The organism is Roseateles oligotrophus, from assembly GCF_014204525.1.
In the GTDB taxonomy this organism is placed as follows: domain Bacteria; phylum Pseudomonadota; class Gammaproteobacteria; order Burkholderiales; family Burkholderiaceae_C; genus Paucibacter_A; species Paucibacter_A oligotrophus_A.
On the sequence record NZ_JACHLP010000001.1, the window covers coordinates 734640 to 752359 of the forward strand.

Genomic DNA, 17720 nt, shown 5'->3' on the forward strand with positions numbered 1-17720 from the left:
GGGTAGCAAGGCAGGCCTTCATCGCGCGCTCACGTGTCGCAAGAACCGGAAAACATCGCCACGTTGGCGTGATATGTCGCCCGCGACGACACAAGATGAGGACATGTCGCCAAAACAAGAAAACATCGCCATGATTTGACCGTTTGATCGGCATGATGTAGCCTTGAGAGCAACGTTCGTCACAACAGGGATACATATTGAGCACGCTTGCCGACCTGCTGCTCGGCCAACACCGCCGACGGGTGCTTGCCATCCTGCTGCTCAATCCGCAGACCTCGCTGCATGTGCGCGAGCTGGCACGGCAGACCGGCAGCCAGCCGGGCACGCTGAACCGCGAACTCACCAAGCTGGCCAAGGCCGGCGTGCTGCTGCAGCAGCGGGTGGGCAACCAAGTGCATTACCAAGCCAACCGCGCCTGCCCCGTGTTCGATGAACTGGCCGGGCTGCTGCGCAAGACTTCGGGCATGTCGACGGTGCTGGCGGATGCGCTGGCGCCCTTTTCTGGGCGCATCCGGTCGGCGCTGGTGTTTGGCTCGGTGGCGCGCGGCGAAGAGACCTCGACCTCGGACGTTGACGTACTCATCCTGGGTGAATTGGGCTTGGCCGAGGTGGTCGAGGCCTTGCACCCCTTGCAGGACAACTTGCGCCGCGAAATCAACCCCGTGGTTTACCGCCCCGCCGACTTCCTCGACAAGCTCGCCTCGGGCAACACGTGGGCCAAAGAGGTCGTGACCAAGCCCAAGCTCTTCCTGATAGGAACCGCCGATGACTTTGCAGAATTTGTTGGCCATCCAGCGTCTGCTGGCGTTTGAAGCCAGCCGCGGCGACATCCAGCGCCTGCTGGCAGCAGCGGAGCGCAACCTCGCCGATTCGGCCGTGGACGCCATCAGCCCTGAGAACCGTTTCGATGCGGCCTACAAATGCATCATGCAATGCGCCATGGCTGCCCTGTGGGCCAATGGCTACCGCACTTCCACCAGCCAGCCGGGCCATCACCAGACCGCCATTCAAAGCCTGACCCTGACCATCGGCCTCGATGCCAAGACCATGGTGGTGCTCGACACCTTGCGCAAGCAGCGCAACGTCAGCGATTACGACGGCGACCCCATCAGCCCTTCGTCCGTCGAAGAGTGCCTGAAGCAGGCGCAAGCGCTGCTGCGGCGGCTGAAGGCTTGGCTGGCTCAGCAGCGACCCGACCTTGCCTGATGACTCATACGATGGCGGACAACTCATGAACTGGCAACCCGAACAGCCCTTCAACACCTTGCCGCACTTGCCCACCGCTGAGGTGCTGGAAACCCGCGCCGTGCTGAAGGCCTGCATCCCGGCACGGGCAGCCTTGGCCGCACTGAATCAGGCCGCCGCCCTGATGCCCAACCCGGCCATGCTGGTGAACACGCTGCCGATGCTGGAAGCGCGGGACAGTTCGGAAATCGAGAACATCGTCACCACGGCAGACCGGCTGTTCCAGTACGCAGATGCCGCAGAACAACAGGCCGACCCCGCCACCAAGGAAGCCCTGCGCTACCGAGGTGCGCTGTACTGGGGTGCGGCTTCGCTGACCCAGCGGCCACTCTCCACGGCCACGGCGGTGGAGGTGTGCCGGCAAATCAAGGCGGTGGACTTGGACGTGCGGCGCACACCGGGCACGCAACTGGTCAATGACCGCACGGGCGAGGTGGTCTACACCCCGCCGCAGGGCGAGGCGCTGCTGCGTGAACTGCTGGCCAACTGGGAACGCTTTCTGCACAACGCCACCGACATCGACCCGCTGGTGCGCATGGCGGCGGCGCATTACCAGTTCGAAGCCATCCACCCCTTCGTCGATGGCAATGGCCGTACCGGCCGGGTGCTGAACCTGTTGTTCCTCGTGCAGGAAGGCCTGCTGGACCTGCCCATCCTCTACCTGAGCCGCGCCATCTTGCGCAGCAAGGCCGACTATTACCGGCTGCTACGCGAGGTGACCCAGACCGGCGCGTGGGAGCCGTGGCTGCTGTTCATGCTGCAGGGCGTGGAGGAAACGGCGCAGTGGACCACCGCCAAGATTTTGGCCATCAAGCAACTGGCAGACCACACCGCCCAGCATGTGCGCGAACGCCTGCCCAAGCTCTACAGCCGCGAACTGGTGGATGTGATTTTCGAACAGCCGTACTGCCGCATTGCCAATCTGGTCGAGCGTGACATCGCCCAGCGTCAGGCCGCGTCACGCTACCTGCATGCGCTGGCCGAATTGGGCGTGCTGGAGGAGCGCACGGTGGGCAAGGAAAAGCTGTTTGTGCATCCGCACCTGCTGCGCCTGCTGGGCAGCGAGGGGCACGACTACGACCGCTACGCCTGAAACCAGCAGCAAAGTCTGGTAGCCAGCGGCACACATCAGGGGGAAGAAAACAATGAGCAATTTCGCGTTCCTGCAAGCCGAATGGAGCTTCCTGCACGAGGCCGCCCACCGCGCCGAGCAGGCCGTCTACAGCGACCCGCGCACGGCCTGCTTCTACGCGCGCCGCGGCCTCGAATTGGGCGTGGCATGGCTGTACGCCCATGACAAGGCTTTCAAGGTTCCGTATCAGGACAATCTGAGCGCCTTCATCTTCGAGCCCAGCTTCCGCCAGCAGGTGGGCGATGCGTTGTTCACCAAGGCCAAGCTCATCAAAGACCTTGGCAATATGGCCGTGCACAGCCAGAAAAAAGTGCTGGAGAGCGATGCGCTCTCGGCCACCCGCGAGCTGTTCCACTTCTGCTTCTGGCTGGCGCGGCGCTATGGCCGCATGGCAAGACCTGACCCCGGCCTGAGCTTCGCCCCAGCGCTGCTGCCCAAGGTGGCCGCCACGCCGGCCCTGACCCAGCCGCAGCTGCAAAAGCTCTCCGCCGAACTGGCCGAGCGCAATGAGGCGCTGGCCCTGCTGCGCAACGAGAAGGCCGCGCTCGACACCGAATTGCAGCAACTGCGCGCCGAGGTGGCGGCGGCCAAGCAGGCCAATGCGGCCGAGCCGGACACCCACGATTACTCCGAAGCCGAGACCCGCAAGGCCTATATCGACCTCTTGCTACGCGAGGCGGGCTGGAACCTCGACCCGGCCAAGAACTTCGAGATTGAAGTCACTGGCATGCCCAATGGCGAGAACAAGGGCTATGTGGATTACGTGTTCTGGGGCGACGATGGCAAACCGCTGATGCTGGTGGAGGCCAAGCGCAGCACGCGCAGCCCCAAGGTGGGCCAGCAGCAGGCCAAGCTGTATGCCGACTGTTTGGAGGCGATGTACGGCCAGCGCCCCGTCATCTTCTACTCGAACGGCTACGAGCACTGGATGTGGGACGACAAGGCCTTTCCGCCGCGCGCCGTGCAGGGCTTTTACAAGAAGGATGAGCTGGAGTTGCTCGTCCTGCGCCGCAGCAGCCGCAAGAAGCTGGCCGAGGCGCCCGTCAACCCCGCCATCGTGGAGCGTTACTACCAGACCCGCGCGGTGCGCCGCGTGGGCGAGACCTTCGAGGTGGACCACCAGCGCAAGTCCCTGCTGGTGATGGCCACCGGCAGCGGCAAGACCCGCACCGTCATCGCCTTGGTGGACGTGCTGATGCGCAGCAACTGGGTCAAGCGCGTGCTGTTTCTGGCCGACCGGGTGGCACTGGTCAATCAGGCGGTCAATGCCTTCAAGAAGCATCTACCCGACGCGGCGCCGGTCAATCTGGTGAGCGAGAAGTCCACCGAGGGCCGGGTCTTCGTCTCGACCTACCCGACCATGATGGGCCTCATCGACGAGGCGCAGGACGGCCTGCGGCGCTTCGGCGTCGGGCACTTCGACCTCATCGTCATCGACGAGGCACACCGTTCGGTCTACCAGAAGTACCGGGCCATATTCGATTACTTCGACAGCCTGCTGGTGGGGCTGACGGCCACGCCCAAGGACGAAATCGACAAGAACACCTATGGGCTGTTCGACCTCGAAACCGGCGTGCCCACCGATGCCTACACGCTGGAACAGGCCATTGCCGATGGACACCTGGTCAGGCCCATACCTATCTCGGTGCCGCTGAAGTTCCAACGCGAGGGCATCAAGTACAGCGACCTCAGCGACGACGAGAAGGAGCAGTGGGACGCCCTCGAATGGAACGAGGAAGGCACGGTGCCCGACGAGGTGGACGCGGCCGAGCTGAACCAGTGGCTGTTCAACACCGACACCGTGGACAAGGCGCTGCAACTGCTGATGACCCGCGGCCACAAGGTGGCGGGTGGTGACAGGCTGGGCAAGACCATCGTCTTCGCCAAGAACAACGGCCATGCCGACTTCATCGTCGAGCGCTTCAACCTCAACTACCCGCAGCACAAGGGCCACTTCGCGCGCGTCATCACCTACAAGACCGAGTACGCGCAAAGCCTCATCGACGATTTCTCCAACAAGGACAAGATGCCGCACATCGCGGCCTCGGTGGACATGTTGGACACGGGCGTGGACATCCCGGAAGTGGTCAATCTGGTCTTCTTCAAGATGGTCAGGTCGAAGACCAAGTTCTGGCAGATGGTGGGCCGTGGCACGCGCCTGTGCAAAGACCTCTTCGGCCCCGGCGAGGACAAGCGCGACTTCTACATCTTCGACTTCTGCGGCAACCTCGAATTCTTCAGCCAGAACCCGGAATTCAGCGAGGGTGCGAGCACCGAGGCGCTGTCCACCCGGCTGTTCAAGGCTCGGCTGCAAGTCGTCCTCGAACTCGACAAGAAGCTGCAGCAAGGCGTGACCGAGGGCGAGCCACCGCCCTATGGCGGCCACCCCTCCGTGCAGCAACTGCGCGGCGACATCGCCACGATGCTGCATGAGAAGGTGTTGGCGATGAACGTCGATAACTTCGTCGTCCGTCCGCAGCGCCGCTTTGTGGAAAAGTTCGCCAAGCCCGAGGCCTGGGCCGCGCTGGGCGCCGATGAGGTCGAGGAACTGAACACCAAGCTGGCCGACCTGCCGTCTGCGCTCACCGACGACGACGAAGAGGCCAAGCGCTTCGACATGCTGGTGTTGCGCACCCAGCTGGCCATCCTGCAGGCCAAGCCCGAGTTCGCCTCGCTGCGCGAGCGCATCCAGCGCATTGCCGTCGAACTGGAAGGGCAGATGGCCATCCCGGCCATCAAGGCCGAGGCCGTGCTGATTCAGGCGCTGGGCAGCGATGAATGGTGGGAAGGCGTGACCGTGCCCATGCTGGAAACGGTGCGCAGACGGCTGCGAGCACTCATCAAGCTCATCCCCAAGGGCCAGAAAAAGGTGGTCTACACCGACTTCCAAGACGAGTTGGGCGAGGCCTCGGTCATCGACCTTCCGCAGGTCACGGCCGGCCTCAACATGAGCAAGTTCAAGGACAAGGCCCGTGTCTTCCTGAAAGCCCACGAATCGCATTTGTCACTGCAGCGGCTCAGGCGCAACCAGCCGCTGACCGCGACCGATTTGGACGAACTGGAAAAGATGCTGCTGGAGGCCGGCGGCACCCCGGCACTCATCAGCGAGGCCAGCGCGCTGAGCCATGGGCTGGGCCTGTTCGTGCGCTCCTTGGTCGGCTTGGACTTTGAAGCCGCAATGCAGGCCTTCAGCGAGTTCATCAACGGCAGCACGGCCACCCCGAATCAGATTGAATTCATCAACCTGGTGGTGCAGGAACTGACCCAGACCGGCGTCATGGCGCCGGGCCGATTGTTCGAATCGCCGTTTACCGACGTGAATGCCCAAGGGCCGCTAGGTGTCTTCCCGCCGGCCAAGGTGACCCAACTCCTTGGCGTGTTAAATCACATCCGCGAACAAGCGGCCGCCTGACTCTGCCCATTCAGTCCGCGCGCAGTATCCGCCCCGGCTGAATCTGCTTCAGCGCGGCCGGGTTGTCCGTCAGCCACTCGGCCATGGCGTCGATATCCACACCCAGGCTGACCCGGTCGCGGCCTTGGCGCAGCAGGCTGTGGCCGTCGCCCCCATCGGCCATGAAGTTGTTGACCACCAGGCGGTAGGCTTTGTTCTCGTCCAAGGGCTGGCCGTCGACCCTGATGTCTTGCAGCTGGGCCACACCGCCCGCACCGACCTGCCAGCGGTAGCGCAGGCTGCTGGAGACCTGCAAAAAGCGCGGCGGTGCATCGCCCTTGGGCAGTTGGCGCTGCAGCAGCTCGCGCAGCTGGGCACCGCTGAGCGTCATCACCACCAGCTCGTTGGCAAAGGGCTGGATGGCGAAGAGATCGCTCATGGTCACCATGCGGTCGGCTTCCACCACCAGGTCAGCGCGAATGCCGCCGGGGTTCATCAAGGCGATATCGGCCGGGCCGCGCTTCTTGGCGTAGGCCAGCTGGGAGTCGGCAATCAGATTGCCCAGGGTCGAATCACCAAACGGCGCCTTGGCACCGCGCGCCGCCCCCTGGTCGAGCTGGGCCACCGGCTTGTTGCGCACCGCCGCCGTCAGCTCGGCCGCGCGCTGCACCAGGGCCACAAAAGCCGGATTGGGCGTGTAAGCCGACTGCAACACCGGATGGTTGACGGCTTCGGCGGAGAGTACCCGATGGGCGGCATCCAGCTGCAGCCGGCTCTCGGTCACCCAGCCACCGTAGCTGCCGGCCTGTACCAGCAGGCGGCCGTTGATCTTGCAGGTATAGGCCTGATGGGTATGGCCGCTGATGATGAGGGCATAGGCGGGGTCCAGGCGCTTGGCAATGTCCACGCCGCGGCCTTGCAGGCCGGGGCATTCGTAGCTGGCATCATTGGCCGCGCCCGGGTGGCTGGCGCCTTCATGCATCACCGCCACCAGCAGCTGGGCGCCTTCTGCCCGCAACTGAGGGACCAGGGCATTGAGGGTGATGGCCTCATCGGCAAAGCGCAGGCCCTGGATGCTGCGCGGCACTACCACCGAGGGCGTGTCGCGGGTGATGGCGCCCACAAAGGCGATCTTGACGCCGCCCACCTCCTTGATCACATGGCTGGGCAGCAAGGGCTTGCCGGTGTTGGCGTCGAGCAGATTGGCCGCCAGATAGGGGAAGCCCGGGCCCTTGAAACCGGGCCAGGCGCAGCCCTCGCCCGGGCATTCGCCGCGCGCCTTGCGCAGCAGCTCCGGCAGGCCGGAGTCCAGCTCATGGTTGCCCAGGGCACTGGCCGCCAGATCCAGCTCACCGAGGGCGGACAGGGTGGGCTCATCGCGCAGCAGCGAAGACAGCTGGGGCGAGGCCCCGATCAAATCGCCGGCCGCGACAAACACCGAGTGCTCGCGACCCGCGCGCAGCTTTTGCATGGCGCTGGCCAGATAGGCCACGCCGCCGGCAGCCTGGGGCTTCACTTCGCCGGTTTGCGCGTCCGGCAGACGGGGCATCAGGGGCGTGGGTGATTTGGGCTGGATATGGCCGTGGAAATCGTTGATCGAAAAAATGCTCAGCTCACGCGCCACCGCCGGTGCGCTGCTCGCACCCGTGGCTTCGGGGCGGCTGGCACAAGCCGCCAGCAAGGACAGCAGCGCGAGGCTGGCGAGGGTCTGAGCGCACGGGAAACGGTGGTTTTTCGGCAGTTGCAACACAGGAATCTCCGAGGAACGAGGGCCGGCAAAGGCAAGGGGCGGCGGATCTTAACGCCGGCCTGAAACACCTGCCGCGCACCCGGCCAGGCCCGCTGGACGGCGGCCAAGGCTGGACTGTCGCCTTGGCGCGACACCCCTCATCCGGCCTCGGATGTGTCACCGAACTTGCATATTCCTAAATGAAAATTGCAGGTGTCCAGGTTTCGCTGGGTGTCGCTTGGGTAAAGCACGGGGACCGAAAGATTGACCCCCGCCCTAAAGTAAGCCAGTGGAAGCCGAGCAAAAAACAGGCGGGCCCGTCCCAAGACGCGCTGCTCACCTGCCCAGCCCGGCAACCTGAGACAAAAACTCCCGAGATTTGCAGCTGTTTTGCCCTGAAACCGGCGTCCGCAAACGTTGGCGCCGGAGGGTGGAGACGGCTTTCGAAGAGTTTCAACAAGAACATCGACAGGGCGCTTGGCAATTGGGGCGCACCGCAGTTTCTAGGTTCTCAGCGCGGGAATGGCCAACAGCAAACGTTTGCTCTTGCGCTGGGATCAGCAGTTTTGGTTTTGGCGTTTTTACGTGTTCGCTTTGAGGAGCATTCGACATGAGCAGGCAAGATTCAGGGTTTTCAATTTTTTCTAGAACCGCACTCAGCGTGGCGGTGGCCATTGTTGCGGCCGCGCCCGCGATGGCGCAAAACACCACGGCCGCCATCGGTGGTCGCGTGTTAACGGCCGAGGGCAAGCCCGTGGCCGGTGCCAGCGTTGTCATCCTGCACCGCGAGTCGGGCTCGGTGAACAATCTGCTGACGGACAACGAAGGCCGTTACTCCACCCGCGGTCTGCGCGTGGGCGGTCCCTACACCGTCACGGTGAGCAAGGGTGCCGACAAAGATGTGCGCAACGACATCTATCTGCAACTGGCCGAGAGCCTGAACCTCGACATCACCGTGGGTGCCAATGTGCTGGCCACCGTGGTGGTGACCGGCTCCAATGCGGCCGGCGCCAAGATCAATAACAGTAATATGGGCGCCAACACGGCCGTCAGCCGCAAGGAATTGGACGCCTACGCCTCGATCGCCCGCAGCCTGCAGGACTATGCCCGCGTCGACCCCCGCCTGGCACAGACCGACAAAGAGCGCGGCGAGATCTCGGCCCTGGGCCAGAACGCCCGCTTCAACACCATCACCATCGACGGCGTCCGCACCAACGACACCTTCGGTCTGGAGGGCAATAACCTGCCCACCATCAAGCAGCCGATCTCCATCGATGCCATCGAGGCCGTGCAGGTCAATCTGTCCAATTTCGACGTCTCCCAACAAGGCTATACCGGCGCCAATATCAATGCCGTGACCAAGTCGGGCACCAACGAGTTCAAGGGCAGCGTCTACTACGTCTACCGCGACGACAAGCTCTCCGGCAAACGCTTCAACCGCACGAACGAGAGCTTTTACGACGCCCCCGCCTTCAAGGAAGACACCAAGGGCTTCACCCTGGGCGGCCCCATCGTCAAGGACAAGCTGTTCTTCTTTGCTTCCTACGAAGACTTCAAGAGCACCCGTGCTGCCCCCACTTTTGGCCCGATCGGCAGCGCCATGACCAATGTGGGCATCACGCCCGCCCAGATCGCCGCCGCCCAGGCCGTGGCCCAAGGCTATGGCATCGACATTGGCAGCTCCGAGACCACCGGCACCGAGGTGAAGGTGAAGGACTACCTGCTCAAGCTGGACTGGAACATCAATGCCCAGCACCGGGCCAATCTGCGCTTCGCCAAGACCGAGCAGGCAGAGCCGACCTATGCCGGCTTCTCGCCCACCGCCTTGTCGCTGAGCTCCTACTGGTGGACCCAGAAGAAGACCATCCAGACCGTGGTCGGCCAATGGTTCGCGGACTGGACCCCAGACTTCTCCACCGAGTTCAAGCTGTCCAAGCGCGACTACGACAGCGTGCCTCAGAACAATATCGATCTGCCCCAGATCCAGTTGATCTATCCCTCAGACGCCACCTACAAATCGGACCGCACCCTGTTCTTCGGTACCGAAAACAGCCGCCAGTTCAATGTCTTGCGCACCAAGACCTGGGACGGCTACTTCGCCGGCACCTGGAATCTGGACGACCATGAGTTGAAGTTCGGCGCCGACTACAGCAGCAACGACACCTACAACGCCTTCTTGCAGAACACCAAGGGCAACTACAGTTTCCGCGGCACCGATCCGGCAGCACTGTGGAAGGCCGGCATTCCCAGCGGCTATGCCGTCCAACTGCCTCTGGCAGGCAAGTCCCTGGAAGATGGCGTGGCACAGTGGAAGCTCAACAATGTGGGCTTGTTCGTTCAGGACACCTGGACCGTCAACCGCAACCTGACCCTGACCGCCGGCCTGCGCCTGGATCGTGCATCCACGCCCGACTCCCCGATCTACAACGCCAAGGCCCAGGCCGCATTCGGCTACGACAACAGCCAGACCATCGATGGCCAGACCCTGGTCCAACCGCGCTTCGGTTTCAACTATGCCTTCAAGGGCCTGGAACAGAAGAAGGCGCAGCTGCGCGGAGGCTTCGGCCTGTTCCAGGGCTCGGCGGCCAATGTGTGGCTGTCCAATCCCTACTCGAACTCGGGTGCAGCCACCGCTACCTTCAACTGCGGGGCAACCACGACGCCTTGCGCTTCGACCAAGTTCACCACCGACACCAACAACCAACCCCAAGTAGCCGGCCAGCCCCCGGCTTTGAACGTCGACATCCTGTCGCCCGGCCTGAAGCAGCCCTCGGTCTGGAAGTTCAATCTGGGCCTGGACACCGAACTGCCCTGGGCCGGCTTGGTCGCTGGCGTGGACCTCTTGTCCACCAAGACCAAGGACGGCATTTACTACCGCCACCTGAATCTGGGTGCCCCGGTCAATACCGCGCCTGATGGTCGCGAGATGTACTACAACGCCGCGGGCCAAAACGTGAACTGCTGGGTCAACGGCGACTCCACCGCCACGACCGGTTGCGGCGCTCAGGCAAAGAGCAACCGCGACAAGAACTTCAACAATGTGCTGCTCGCCGAGCGCACCAGTCAGGGCGGCGGCAATGCCCTGACCCTGCAGCTCTCGCAGCAGAACCAGGGCTGGTCCTGGTCCACCGCCTACACCCGCACGGCCGCCAAGGAAGTCAGCCCCCTGACCTCCTCGACCTCCAGCTCCAACTACGGCAACCGCGCCGTCTTCAACCCCAATGAAGACGTCAACGCCACCTCGGCCACGCTGATTCAAGACCGCGTGTCCGCGACCGTGAACTGGTCCAAGGCCTTTGTGGGCAAGTACAAGACGACCGTGGGTCTGATGTATGAGGGTCGCACCGGCAAGCCCTATAGCTGGACCTTCAAGAACGATATGAACGGTGACGGCTACGCGGGCAACGACCTGATGTACATCCCCAGCGCCCCCGGTTCGGGCGAAGTGATCTTCCGCGGCACCAAGGCCAGCGGCATGAGCGCCCAGGCCGCCGAGGACTTGTTCTGGCAGGTGGTGAACAGCAACTCGGACCTGAGCGCCGCCAAGGGTGGCGTGATCGGCCGCAATACGGCTCGGTCCAAGTTTGCCAACAACTTTGACCTGCGCCTGAGCCAAGACGTTCCTGGATTTACCTCCAGCCAGAAGGGCGTGATCACGCTGGACATCCTGAACTTCGGTAATCTGCTGAACAAGAACTGGGGTCGCATCGACGAGATTGGCTTCAACTCGGGTGGCGGCAACGGTGGCAACCGCCGCGGCTTCGTCAACTTCGCCGGCATCCAGAACGGCAAGTACGTCTACAGCGTGGTCGGCCCGGATGACTACGAAACCCGCCAGAACAAGGGCGAGTCGCAGTGGGCCATCCAGATCACGGCCAAATACGAGTTCTAAGCCGCTGGCTTTTTGAACGCTTGCGGGCAGGCAGGGCCTGTCCCTCTCGAAAGGGCACTTCGGTGCCCTTTTTTCATGCCCGCGCTTCCCTAGCAAGACCTGACCCCCATCCCAGCAAACCTAAGCTCGCAAACCGACGCATCCACGCGACAGCTCACCATCGCGGCGTGACAGATTGAAGGCTCAGCGCAGGCCTTTTCCCACGGAAGCCCTCCGTCTTGATCTATGCCAAATTGGATCGAAAGCCAATCTTTAGGCTTGCTCCCTTCCTTCCCTCGCTGGACAACAAGAAAAGGAGAAGCCGCCGATGGGTTTCCGAACGATGAAGATTTCCACCCGCCTGAGCCTGGGCTTTGCCAGCATGAGTGTGCTGATGCTGCTGCTCGGCAGCCTGGCCTGGGGCCGCCTGAGCGAGATCGATGCGCAGTTCCGCCTGACCATGCAGGAGCGCTACCCGACGGTGAAGATGCTGCTCTCGGTCAAGGAGGCCAATGGCCAGGTGGCCCGCGCCATGCGCGATCTGATCATCCTGAACGACAAGGCCGAGATCGAGGCCCAGCTGGCGCAGATCGCCGAGATTTCCAAGACCACGGCCGGCACGCTGGAGAAACTCGGCCAAGTGCTGGACGATGCCGAGGGCATGCGCGGCATGGCCCGACTGAATGAAGCCCGCGGCGAGTACCGCCTGCAACGCGAGAAAGTCGGCAAGGCGGTGCAGGCCGGCGATATGGAGCTGGCCAAGACCGTCTTGCTGCACGATATGCGGCCCAGGCATCTGGTCTATATGGCGGCGGTGGACGCCCTGGTCGAACGCAGCGAAGCCCAGATGGCACGCGACGGCCAGACGGCCAGCGAAGACGTGCGCCAAGCCAAGCAGCAGATCGCCCTGCTGGTGGGCCTGGCCCTGCTGCTGGGCAGCTCGGCCAGTTGGTGGCTGGTGCGCTCCATCACCGGCCCCTTGTCGGAGGCGCTGCGGGTGGCCAGCAGCGTGGCCGCTGGCGATCTGGCCATGAAGATCGCGCCCAAGGGCAGGGACGAGACCGCCCAGCTGCTGGGCGCCATGCAGGAGATGCAGAGCCGCCTGGCGGCCATCGTGCAAGAGGTGCGCGAGAACGCCGAGGGCGTGGCCAGCGCCTCGGCCCAGATCTCCTCGGGCAATAGCGATCTGTCGCTGCGCACCGAGAAGCAGGCCTCGGCACTGGAGCAGACGGCCGCCTCCATGAGCGAGCTGGGCAGTACCGTGCGCGGCAATGCCGACAGCGCCGGCGCGGCCAATCAGCTGGCCCTGCAAGCCTCGGAGATTGCGCAAAAAGGCGGCGAGGCGGTGGGCCAGGTGGTCAGCACCATGCGCGAGATCAGCGAGAGCTCGCGCAAGATCTCCGACATCATCGGCGTGATCGATGGCATCGCCTTCCAGACCAATATCCTGGCCCTCAATGCCGCCGTGGAAGCCGCCCGGGCCGGCGAGCAAGGCCGCGGCTTTGCGGTGGTGGCCAGCGAGGTGCGCACCCTGGCCGGCCGCTCGGCCGAAGCGGCCAAGGAGATCAAGAGCCTGATCGGCACCAGCGTGGACCGGGTGGAGCTGGGCTGTGCCCAGGTGGACGGCGCCGGCGCCACCATCCAGGAAGTGGTCCATTCCATCCGCCGCGTCACCGACATCATGGGCGAGATCAGCGCCGCCAGCCAGGAGCAAAGCAGCGGCGTCACGCAAGTGGGCCAGGCCGTTGCGCATATGGACCGGGCCACGCAGGAAAACGCCGCCCTGGTGGAGCAATCGGCCGCCGCGGCCGAAAGCCTCAAGCTGCAGGCGCAGCATCTGGTCGACTCGGTGGCGGTGTTCAAGCTGGCCTCCTGATCGGCTCCGGCCGCAGCCGCAAGACAAAAAAGGGCAGCCTCGGCTGCCCTTTCTCATTGCGACGAAGCGCGCTGCGCTCGCAGCTCTTACTTCTGGATATCACCCAGGCAGAGGTATTTGATCTCCACATAATCCTCCATGCCCTGGTGCGCGCCCTCGCGGCCCAGGCCGCTTTGCTTGACGCCGCCGAAAGGCACTTCGGCCGTGGCGATCAGGCCGGTGTTGACGCCCACCATGCCGTACTCCAGCGCCTCGCCGACGCGGAAGATGCGGCCGATGTCGCGGCTGTAGAAATAGCTGGCCAGGCCGAACTCGGTGTTATTGGCCAGGGTGATGGCCTCGGCCTCGGTTTGGAACTTGAACACCGGCGCCAGCGGGCCGAAGGTCTCCTCGCGCGAGCACAGCATGGCCGGCGTCACATCGGCCAGCAAGGTGGGCTCGAAGTACTGCGCGCCCAGCTCCGTCGCGGCCTTGCCGCCCACCAGCAGGCGCGCGCCCAGGGCCAGGGCATCGTCCACATGGGACTGCACCTTGGCCAGGGCTTGCGCGTCGATCAGCGGGCCCACATTGACGCCGGCCTCGAAGCCATTGCCCAGCTTGAGTGCGCTGACTTTGGCCGTCAGCTTCTCCAGGAAGGCCTCGTACACACCGGCCTGCACATAGAGGCGGTTGGCGCAGACGCAGGTCTGGCCGGCATTGCGGTATTTGCTGGCGATGGCGCCTTCCACCGCGCTGTCCAGGTCGGCGTCGTCGAAGACGATGAAGGGTGCATTGCCGCCCAGCTCCAGCGAGAGCTTCTTGACGGTATTGGCACATTGGCGCATCAGGATGCGGCCCACCTCGGTGGAGCCGGTGAAGGAGAGGTGCCGCACCACATCGCTGTCGCACAGCACATGGCCGATGGCGATGGAGTTGTCGGCATCCGCCGTCAGCACGTTCAAGACCCCTGCCGGCATGCCGGCCCGCTGGGCCAGCTCGGCCACCGCCAGGGCGCAGAGCGGCGTGGCCTCGGCCGGCTTGATCACCACGGTGCAGCCCGCGGCCAGGGCCGGCGCCACCTTGCGGGTGATCATGGCGATGGGGAAGTTCCAGGGCGTGATGGCAGCGCACACCCCCATGGGCTGCTTGATGACCAGATAGCGCTTGTTATTGTCGGTGGTGGGGATGGTCTCGCCGTAGACGCGTTTGCCCTCTTCGGCAAACCAGTCGATGAAGCTGGCGCCATAAGCCACCTCGCCGCGCGCCTCGGCCAGGGGCTTGCCCTGCTCGGCCGTCATGATGCGGGCCAGGTCATCGGCATGCTTGTGCAGCAGCTGGGACCAGCGCATCAGGATGGCGCCACGCTCCTTGGCCGTCTTGCTGCGCCAGGGGCCCCAGGCGTTATTGGCAGCGGCAATCGCGGCCTCCGCCTCGTTGGCGCCCAGATTGGCCACATCGGCCAGATGCGCGCCGCTGCCGGGGTCGATGACGGCGAACTGGCTGGCGCCACTCACCCATTCACCGTTGATCAAGGCCTGGGTGCGCAAAAGGCTGGCGTCGGCCAGGGCGGCCAGAGGGGAAGTCTTGCTATTCATGCTTGAGTCTCCAAGGTTTGCCGCAACAAGCGCCTGGGCGGGCGCTGTTGGACGCAACACTCTACCCGAGGCGAGCAAGGCGGGCTGTCCTGAGGGTGTCAGCCCTATAATTCAGCACTGACTAAGTCGCAGGAATTGACGCGGGCCCGGCCCGCATTTTTTTGTGCCACGCCCCCGCAGCCGACCCGAAAGCAGCTCAAGAATGAAAGCAGCAGACATCCGCCAGACCTTTCTGCGGTTCTTTGAATCCAAAGGCCACAAAATAGTCGCGTCCAGCCCCGTCGTTCCCGGTGACGACCCCACGCTGCTGTTCACCAACGCGGGCATGAACCAGTTCAAGGACGTGTTCCTGGGCTTCGACAAGCGCGCCTACAGCCGCGCCACCACCAGCCAGAAGTGCATACGCGCCGGCGGCAAGCACAACGACCTGGACAACGTGGGCTACACCGCCCGCCACCACACCTTCTTCGAGATGCTGGGCAACTTCTCGTTTGGCGACTACTTCAAGCACGATGCGATTCAGTACGCCTGGGAGCTGCTGACGAAACACTTCCACCTGCCGGCCGAGAAGCTGTGGGTGACGGTCTACGCCGAGGACGACGAGGCTTACGAGATCTGGAACAAGGTGGTGGGCGTGCCGGCCGAGCGCATCGTGCGCATCGGCGACAACAAGGGCGGACGCTATATGTCCGACAACTTCTGGATGATGGGCGACACGGGCCCCTGCGGCCCCTGCACCGAGATCTTCTACGACCACGGCCCCGATGTGGCCGGCGGCCCGCCCGGCAGCGCCAACGAAGACGGCGACCGCTATATCGAGATCTGGAACAACGTCTTCATGCAGTTCAATCGCACCGAAGACGGTGTGATGCACAAGCTGCCCAAGCCCAGCGTGGACACCGGCATGGGCCTGGAGCGCCTGGCCGCCGTGCTGCAGCATGTGCACAGCAATTACGAGATCGACCTGTTCGTGGCCCTGCTGGCCGCGGCCAAGGCCGCCGTCGATGGCGCGGGCGCGCAGGACTGCGACAAGGACAGCGCCTCGCTCAAGGTCATCGCCGACCACATCCGCGCCTGCAGCTTCACCGTCGTCGACGGCGTCATCCCTGGCAATGAAGGTCGCGGTTATGTGCTGCGCCGCATCGCTCGCCGCGCCATCCGCCACGGCTACAAGCTGGGTGCCCGCGCGCCCTTCTTCCACAAAATCGTCGCCGAGCTGGTGGCCCAGATGGGCGAGGCCTATCCCGAGCTGCGCCAGGCCGAAGCCCGCGTGACCGAGGTGCTCAAGCAGGAAGAGGAACGCTTCTTCCAGACCATCGCCAACGGCATGGAAATCCTCGACGCCGCCCTGGCCGAGATGGCCAAGACCGGCAACACCGTGTTCGACGGCGAGACCGCCTTCAAGCTGCACGACACCTACGGCTTCCCGGTCGACCTGACCGCCGACGTCTGCCGCGAGCGCGATGTGACCGTGGACCAGGCCGGTTTCGACGCCGCCATGACACGCCAGCGCGAGCAGGCCCGCGCCGCCGGCAAGTTCAAGATGGCCCAGGGCCTGGAATACAGCGGTGCGCCCACCGCCTTCCACGGCTACGAACATTTGCAATACGAGCGCTCGACCATCACCGCCGTCTACGTGGACGGCGCCCTGGTCGCGCAGGCCAATGCCGGTGACGACGCCGTCGTCGTGCTGGATCACACGCCCTTCTACGCCGAGAGCGGCGGCCAGGCCGGCGACAGCGGCGAGCTGCGCAATGCCACGAGCCGCTTCGCCGTGGAGGACACGATCAAGATCCAGGCCGATGTGTTCGGCCACCACGGCCGCGTGCTGGAAGGCAGCCTCAAGGCCGGCGACAGCTTTGCCGCCCGCGTCGATGCCGAGAACCGCAGCAAGACCGTGCGCAACCACAGCGCCACCCACCTGATGCACAAGGCCTTGCGCGAGGTGCTGGGCGCCCATGTGCAGCAAAAAGGCTCGCTGGTGAACGCCGAGCGCACCCGCTTCGACTTCGCCCATAACGCCCCCGTCACGGCCGAGCAGATCGCCCAGGTCGAGGCCATCGTGAACGCCGAAATCCTTGCCAACGCTGCCGCCAAGGCCGAGGTGATGAAGCTGGACGACGCGCAAAAGAGCGGCGCCATGATGCTGTTCGGCGAGAAGTATGGCGAGACCGTGCGCGTGCTCTCCATCGGTTCCTCCAAGGAACTCTGCGGCGGCACCCACGTCAAGGCGACCGGCGATATCGGCCTGTTCAAGATCGTGGCCGAGAGCGGCGTGGCCGCCGGCATCCGCCGCATCGAGGCCATCACCGGCGCCGGCGCCCTGGCCTATCTGCAAAAGCTGGAGCACACGGTCGCGGCCGTGGCCGGCACGCTCAAGGCCACGCCGGCCGAGCTGGAGCAGCGCGTGCACGCGGTGCTGGACCAGCTCAAGGCCCTGGAAAAAGAGCTCAGCGCCGCCAAGAGCAAGCTGGCCTCGGCCCAGGGCGATGAGCTTGTCCAACAGGCCGTGGACATCAAGGGCGTCAAGGTGCTGGCGGCCGTCCTGAGCGGTGCCGATGCCAAGACCCTGCGCGAAACCATGGACAAGCTCAAGGACAAGCTCAAGACCGCCGCCATCGTGCTGGCCGCCGTGGACGGCGACAAGGTGCAGCTGGCCGCCGGTGTCACCGCCGACAGCACGGCCAAGCTGAAGGCCGGCGAGCTGGTCAACTTCGTCGCCCTGCAGGTGGGCGGCAAGGGCGGCGGCAAGCCCGATCTGGCCATGGCCGGCGGCACGAACCCGGCCGCCCTGGCCGGCGCTCTGGCCGGTGTGCAGGCCTGGGTGGCCGAACGCCTATAACTCTTTATTCAATCTGAGAGGCTGAGAACTTTTTACTGCGCGGCCGCCATGCGTCGTTGG

9 protein-coding genes are annotated in these 17720 nt (G+C 64.2%); 7 read left to right on the forward strand and 2 right to left on the reverse strand.

The annotated features are described in order from the left end of the window. Positions 1-197 precede the first annotated feature (197 nt). Genes HNP55_RS03325 through HNP55_RS03340 form a run of 4 tightly spaced genes read left to right on the forward strand, consistent with a single transcriptional unit; the run spans position 198 to position 5789 of the window. Complete coding sequence (locus HNP55_RS03325) at positions 198-812, forward strand: nucleotidyltransferase domain-containing protein (protein WP_221439430.1); 615 nt, start codon at positions 198-200, stop codon at positions 810-812. After that, positions 766-1206 (forward strand): DNA-binding protein, encoded by a 441-nt coding sequence (locus HNP55_RS03330; RefSeq protein ID WP_184296113.1) that lies wholly within the window; start codon positions 766-768, stop codon positions 1204-1206. Before HNP55_RS03325 ends, HNP55_RS03330 begins: the two co-directional genes overlap by 47 nt. Positions 1207-1231: 25 nt before the next feature. Continuing rightward, on the forward strand, positions 1232-2338 hold the full coding sequence (gene fic, locus HNP55_RS03335) for a protein adenylyltransferase Fic (protein ID WP_184296115.1): 1107 nt from the start codon (positions 1232-1234) through the stop codon (positions 2336-2338). 52 nt (positions 2339-2390) lie between these two features. Next, on the forward strand, positions 2391-5789 hold the full coding sequence (locus HNP55_RS03340) for a DEAD/DEAH box helicase family protein (RefSeq protein WP_184296117.1): 3399 nt from the start codon (positions 2391-2393) through the stop codon (positions 5787-5789). Positions 5790-5799: 10 nt separating this feature from the next. Here HNP55_RS03340 and HNP55_RS03345 read toward each other — a convergent pair whose 3' ends face one another. Then, positions 5800-7515 (reverse strand): bifunctional metallophosphatase/5'-nucleotidase, encoded by a 1716-nt coding sequence (locus HNP55_RS03345; protein WP_184296119.1) that lies wholly within the window; start codon positions 7513-7515, stop codon positions 5800-5802. 592 nt (positions 7516-8107) lie between these two features. Between HNP55_RS03345 and HNP55_RS03350 the strand changes: the two genes are divergently transcribed. Together HNP55_RS03350 and HNP55_RS24590 are read left to right on the forward strand one after the other, a co-directional pair. Then, entirely contained in the window at positions 8108-11389 is a 3282-nt protein-coding gene (locus HNP55_RS03350) for a TonB-dependent receptor (protein ID WP_184296121.1), read from the forward strand. Positions 11390-11696: 307 nt separating this feature from the next. Next, positions 11697-13244, forward strand: coding sequence for a methyl-accepting chemotaxis protein (locus HNP55_RS24590; RefSeq protein WP_184296123.1), 1548 nt, complete (start codon positions 11697-11699; stop codon positions 13242-13244). Positions 13245-13330: 86 nt separating this feature from the next. Here the strand turns inward: HNP55_RS24590 and HNP55_RS03360 are convergent, their stop codons facing one another. Further along, positions 13331-14818: an NAD-dependent succinate-semialdehyde dehydrogenase gene (locus HNP55_RS03360; protein ID WP_184296125.1), complete on the reverse strand. Its 1488-nt coding sequence runs from the start codon at positions 14816-14818 to the stop codon at positions 13331-13333. Between the two features lie 202 nt (positions 14819-15020). Between HNP55_RS03360 and alaS the strand changes: the two genes are divergently transcribed. Beyond that, positions 15021-17660, forward strand: coding sequence for an alanine--tRNA ligase (alaS, locus tag HNP55_RS03365; RefSeq protein WP_184296127.1), 2640 nt, complete (start codon positions 15021-15023; stop codon positions 17658-17660). The last annotated feature ends 60 nt before the right edge of the window (positions 17661-17720 follow it).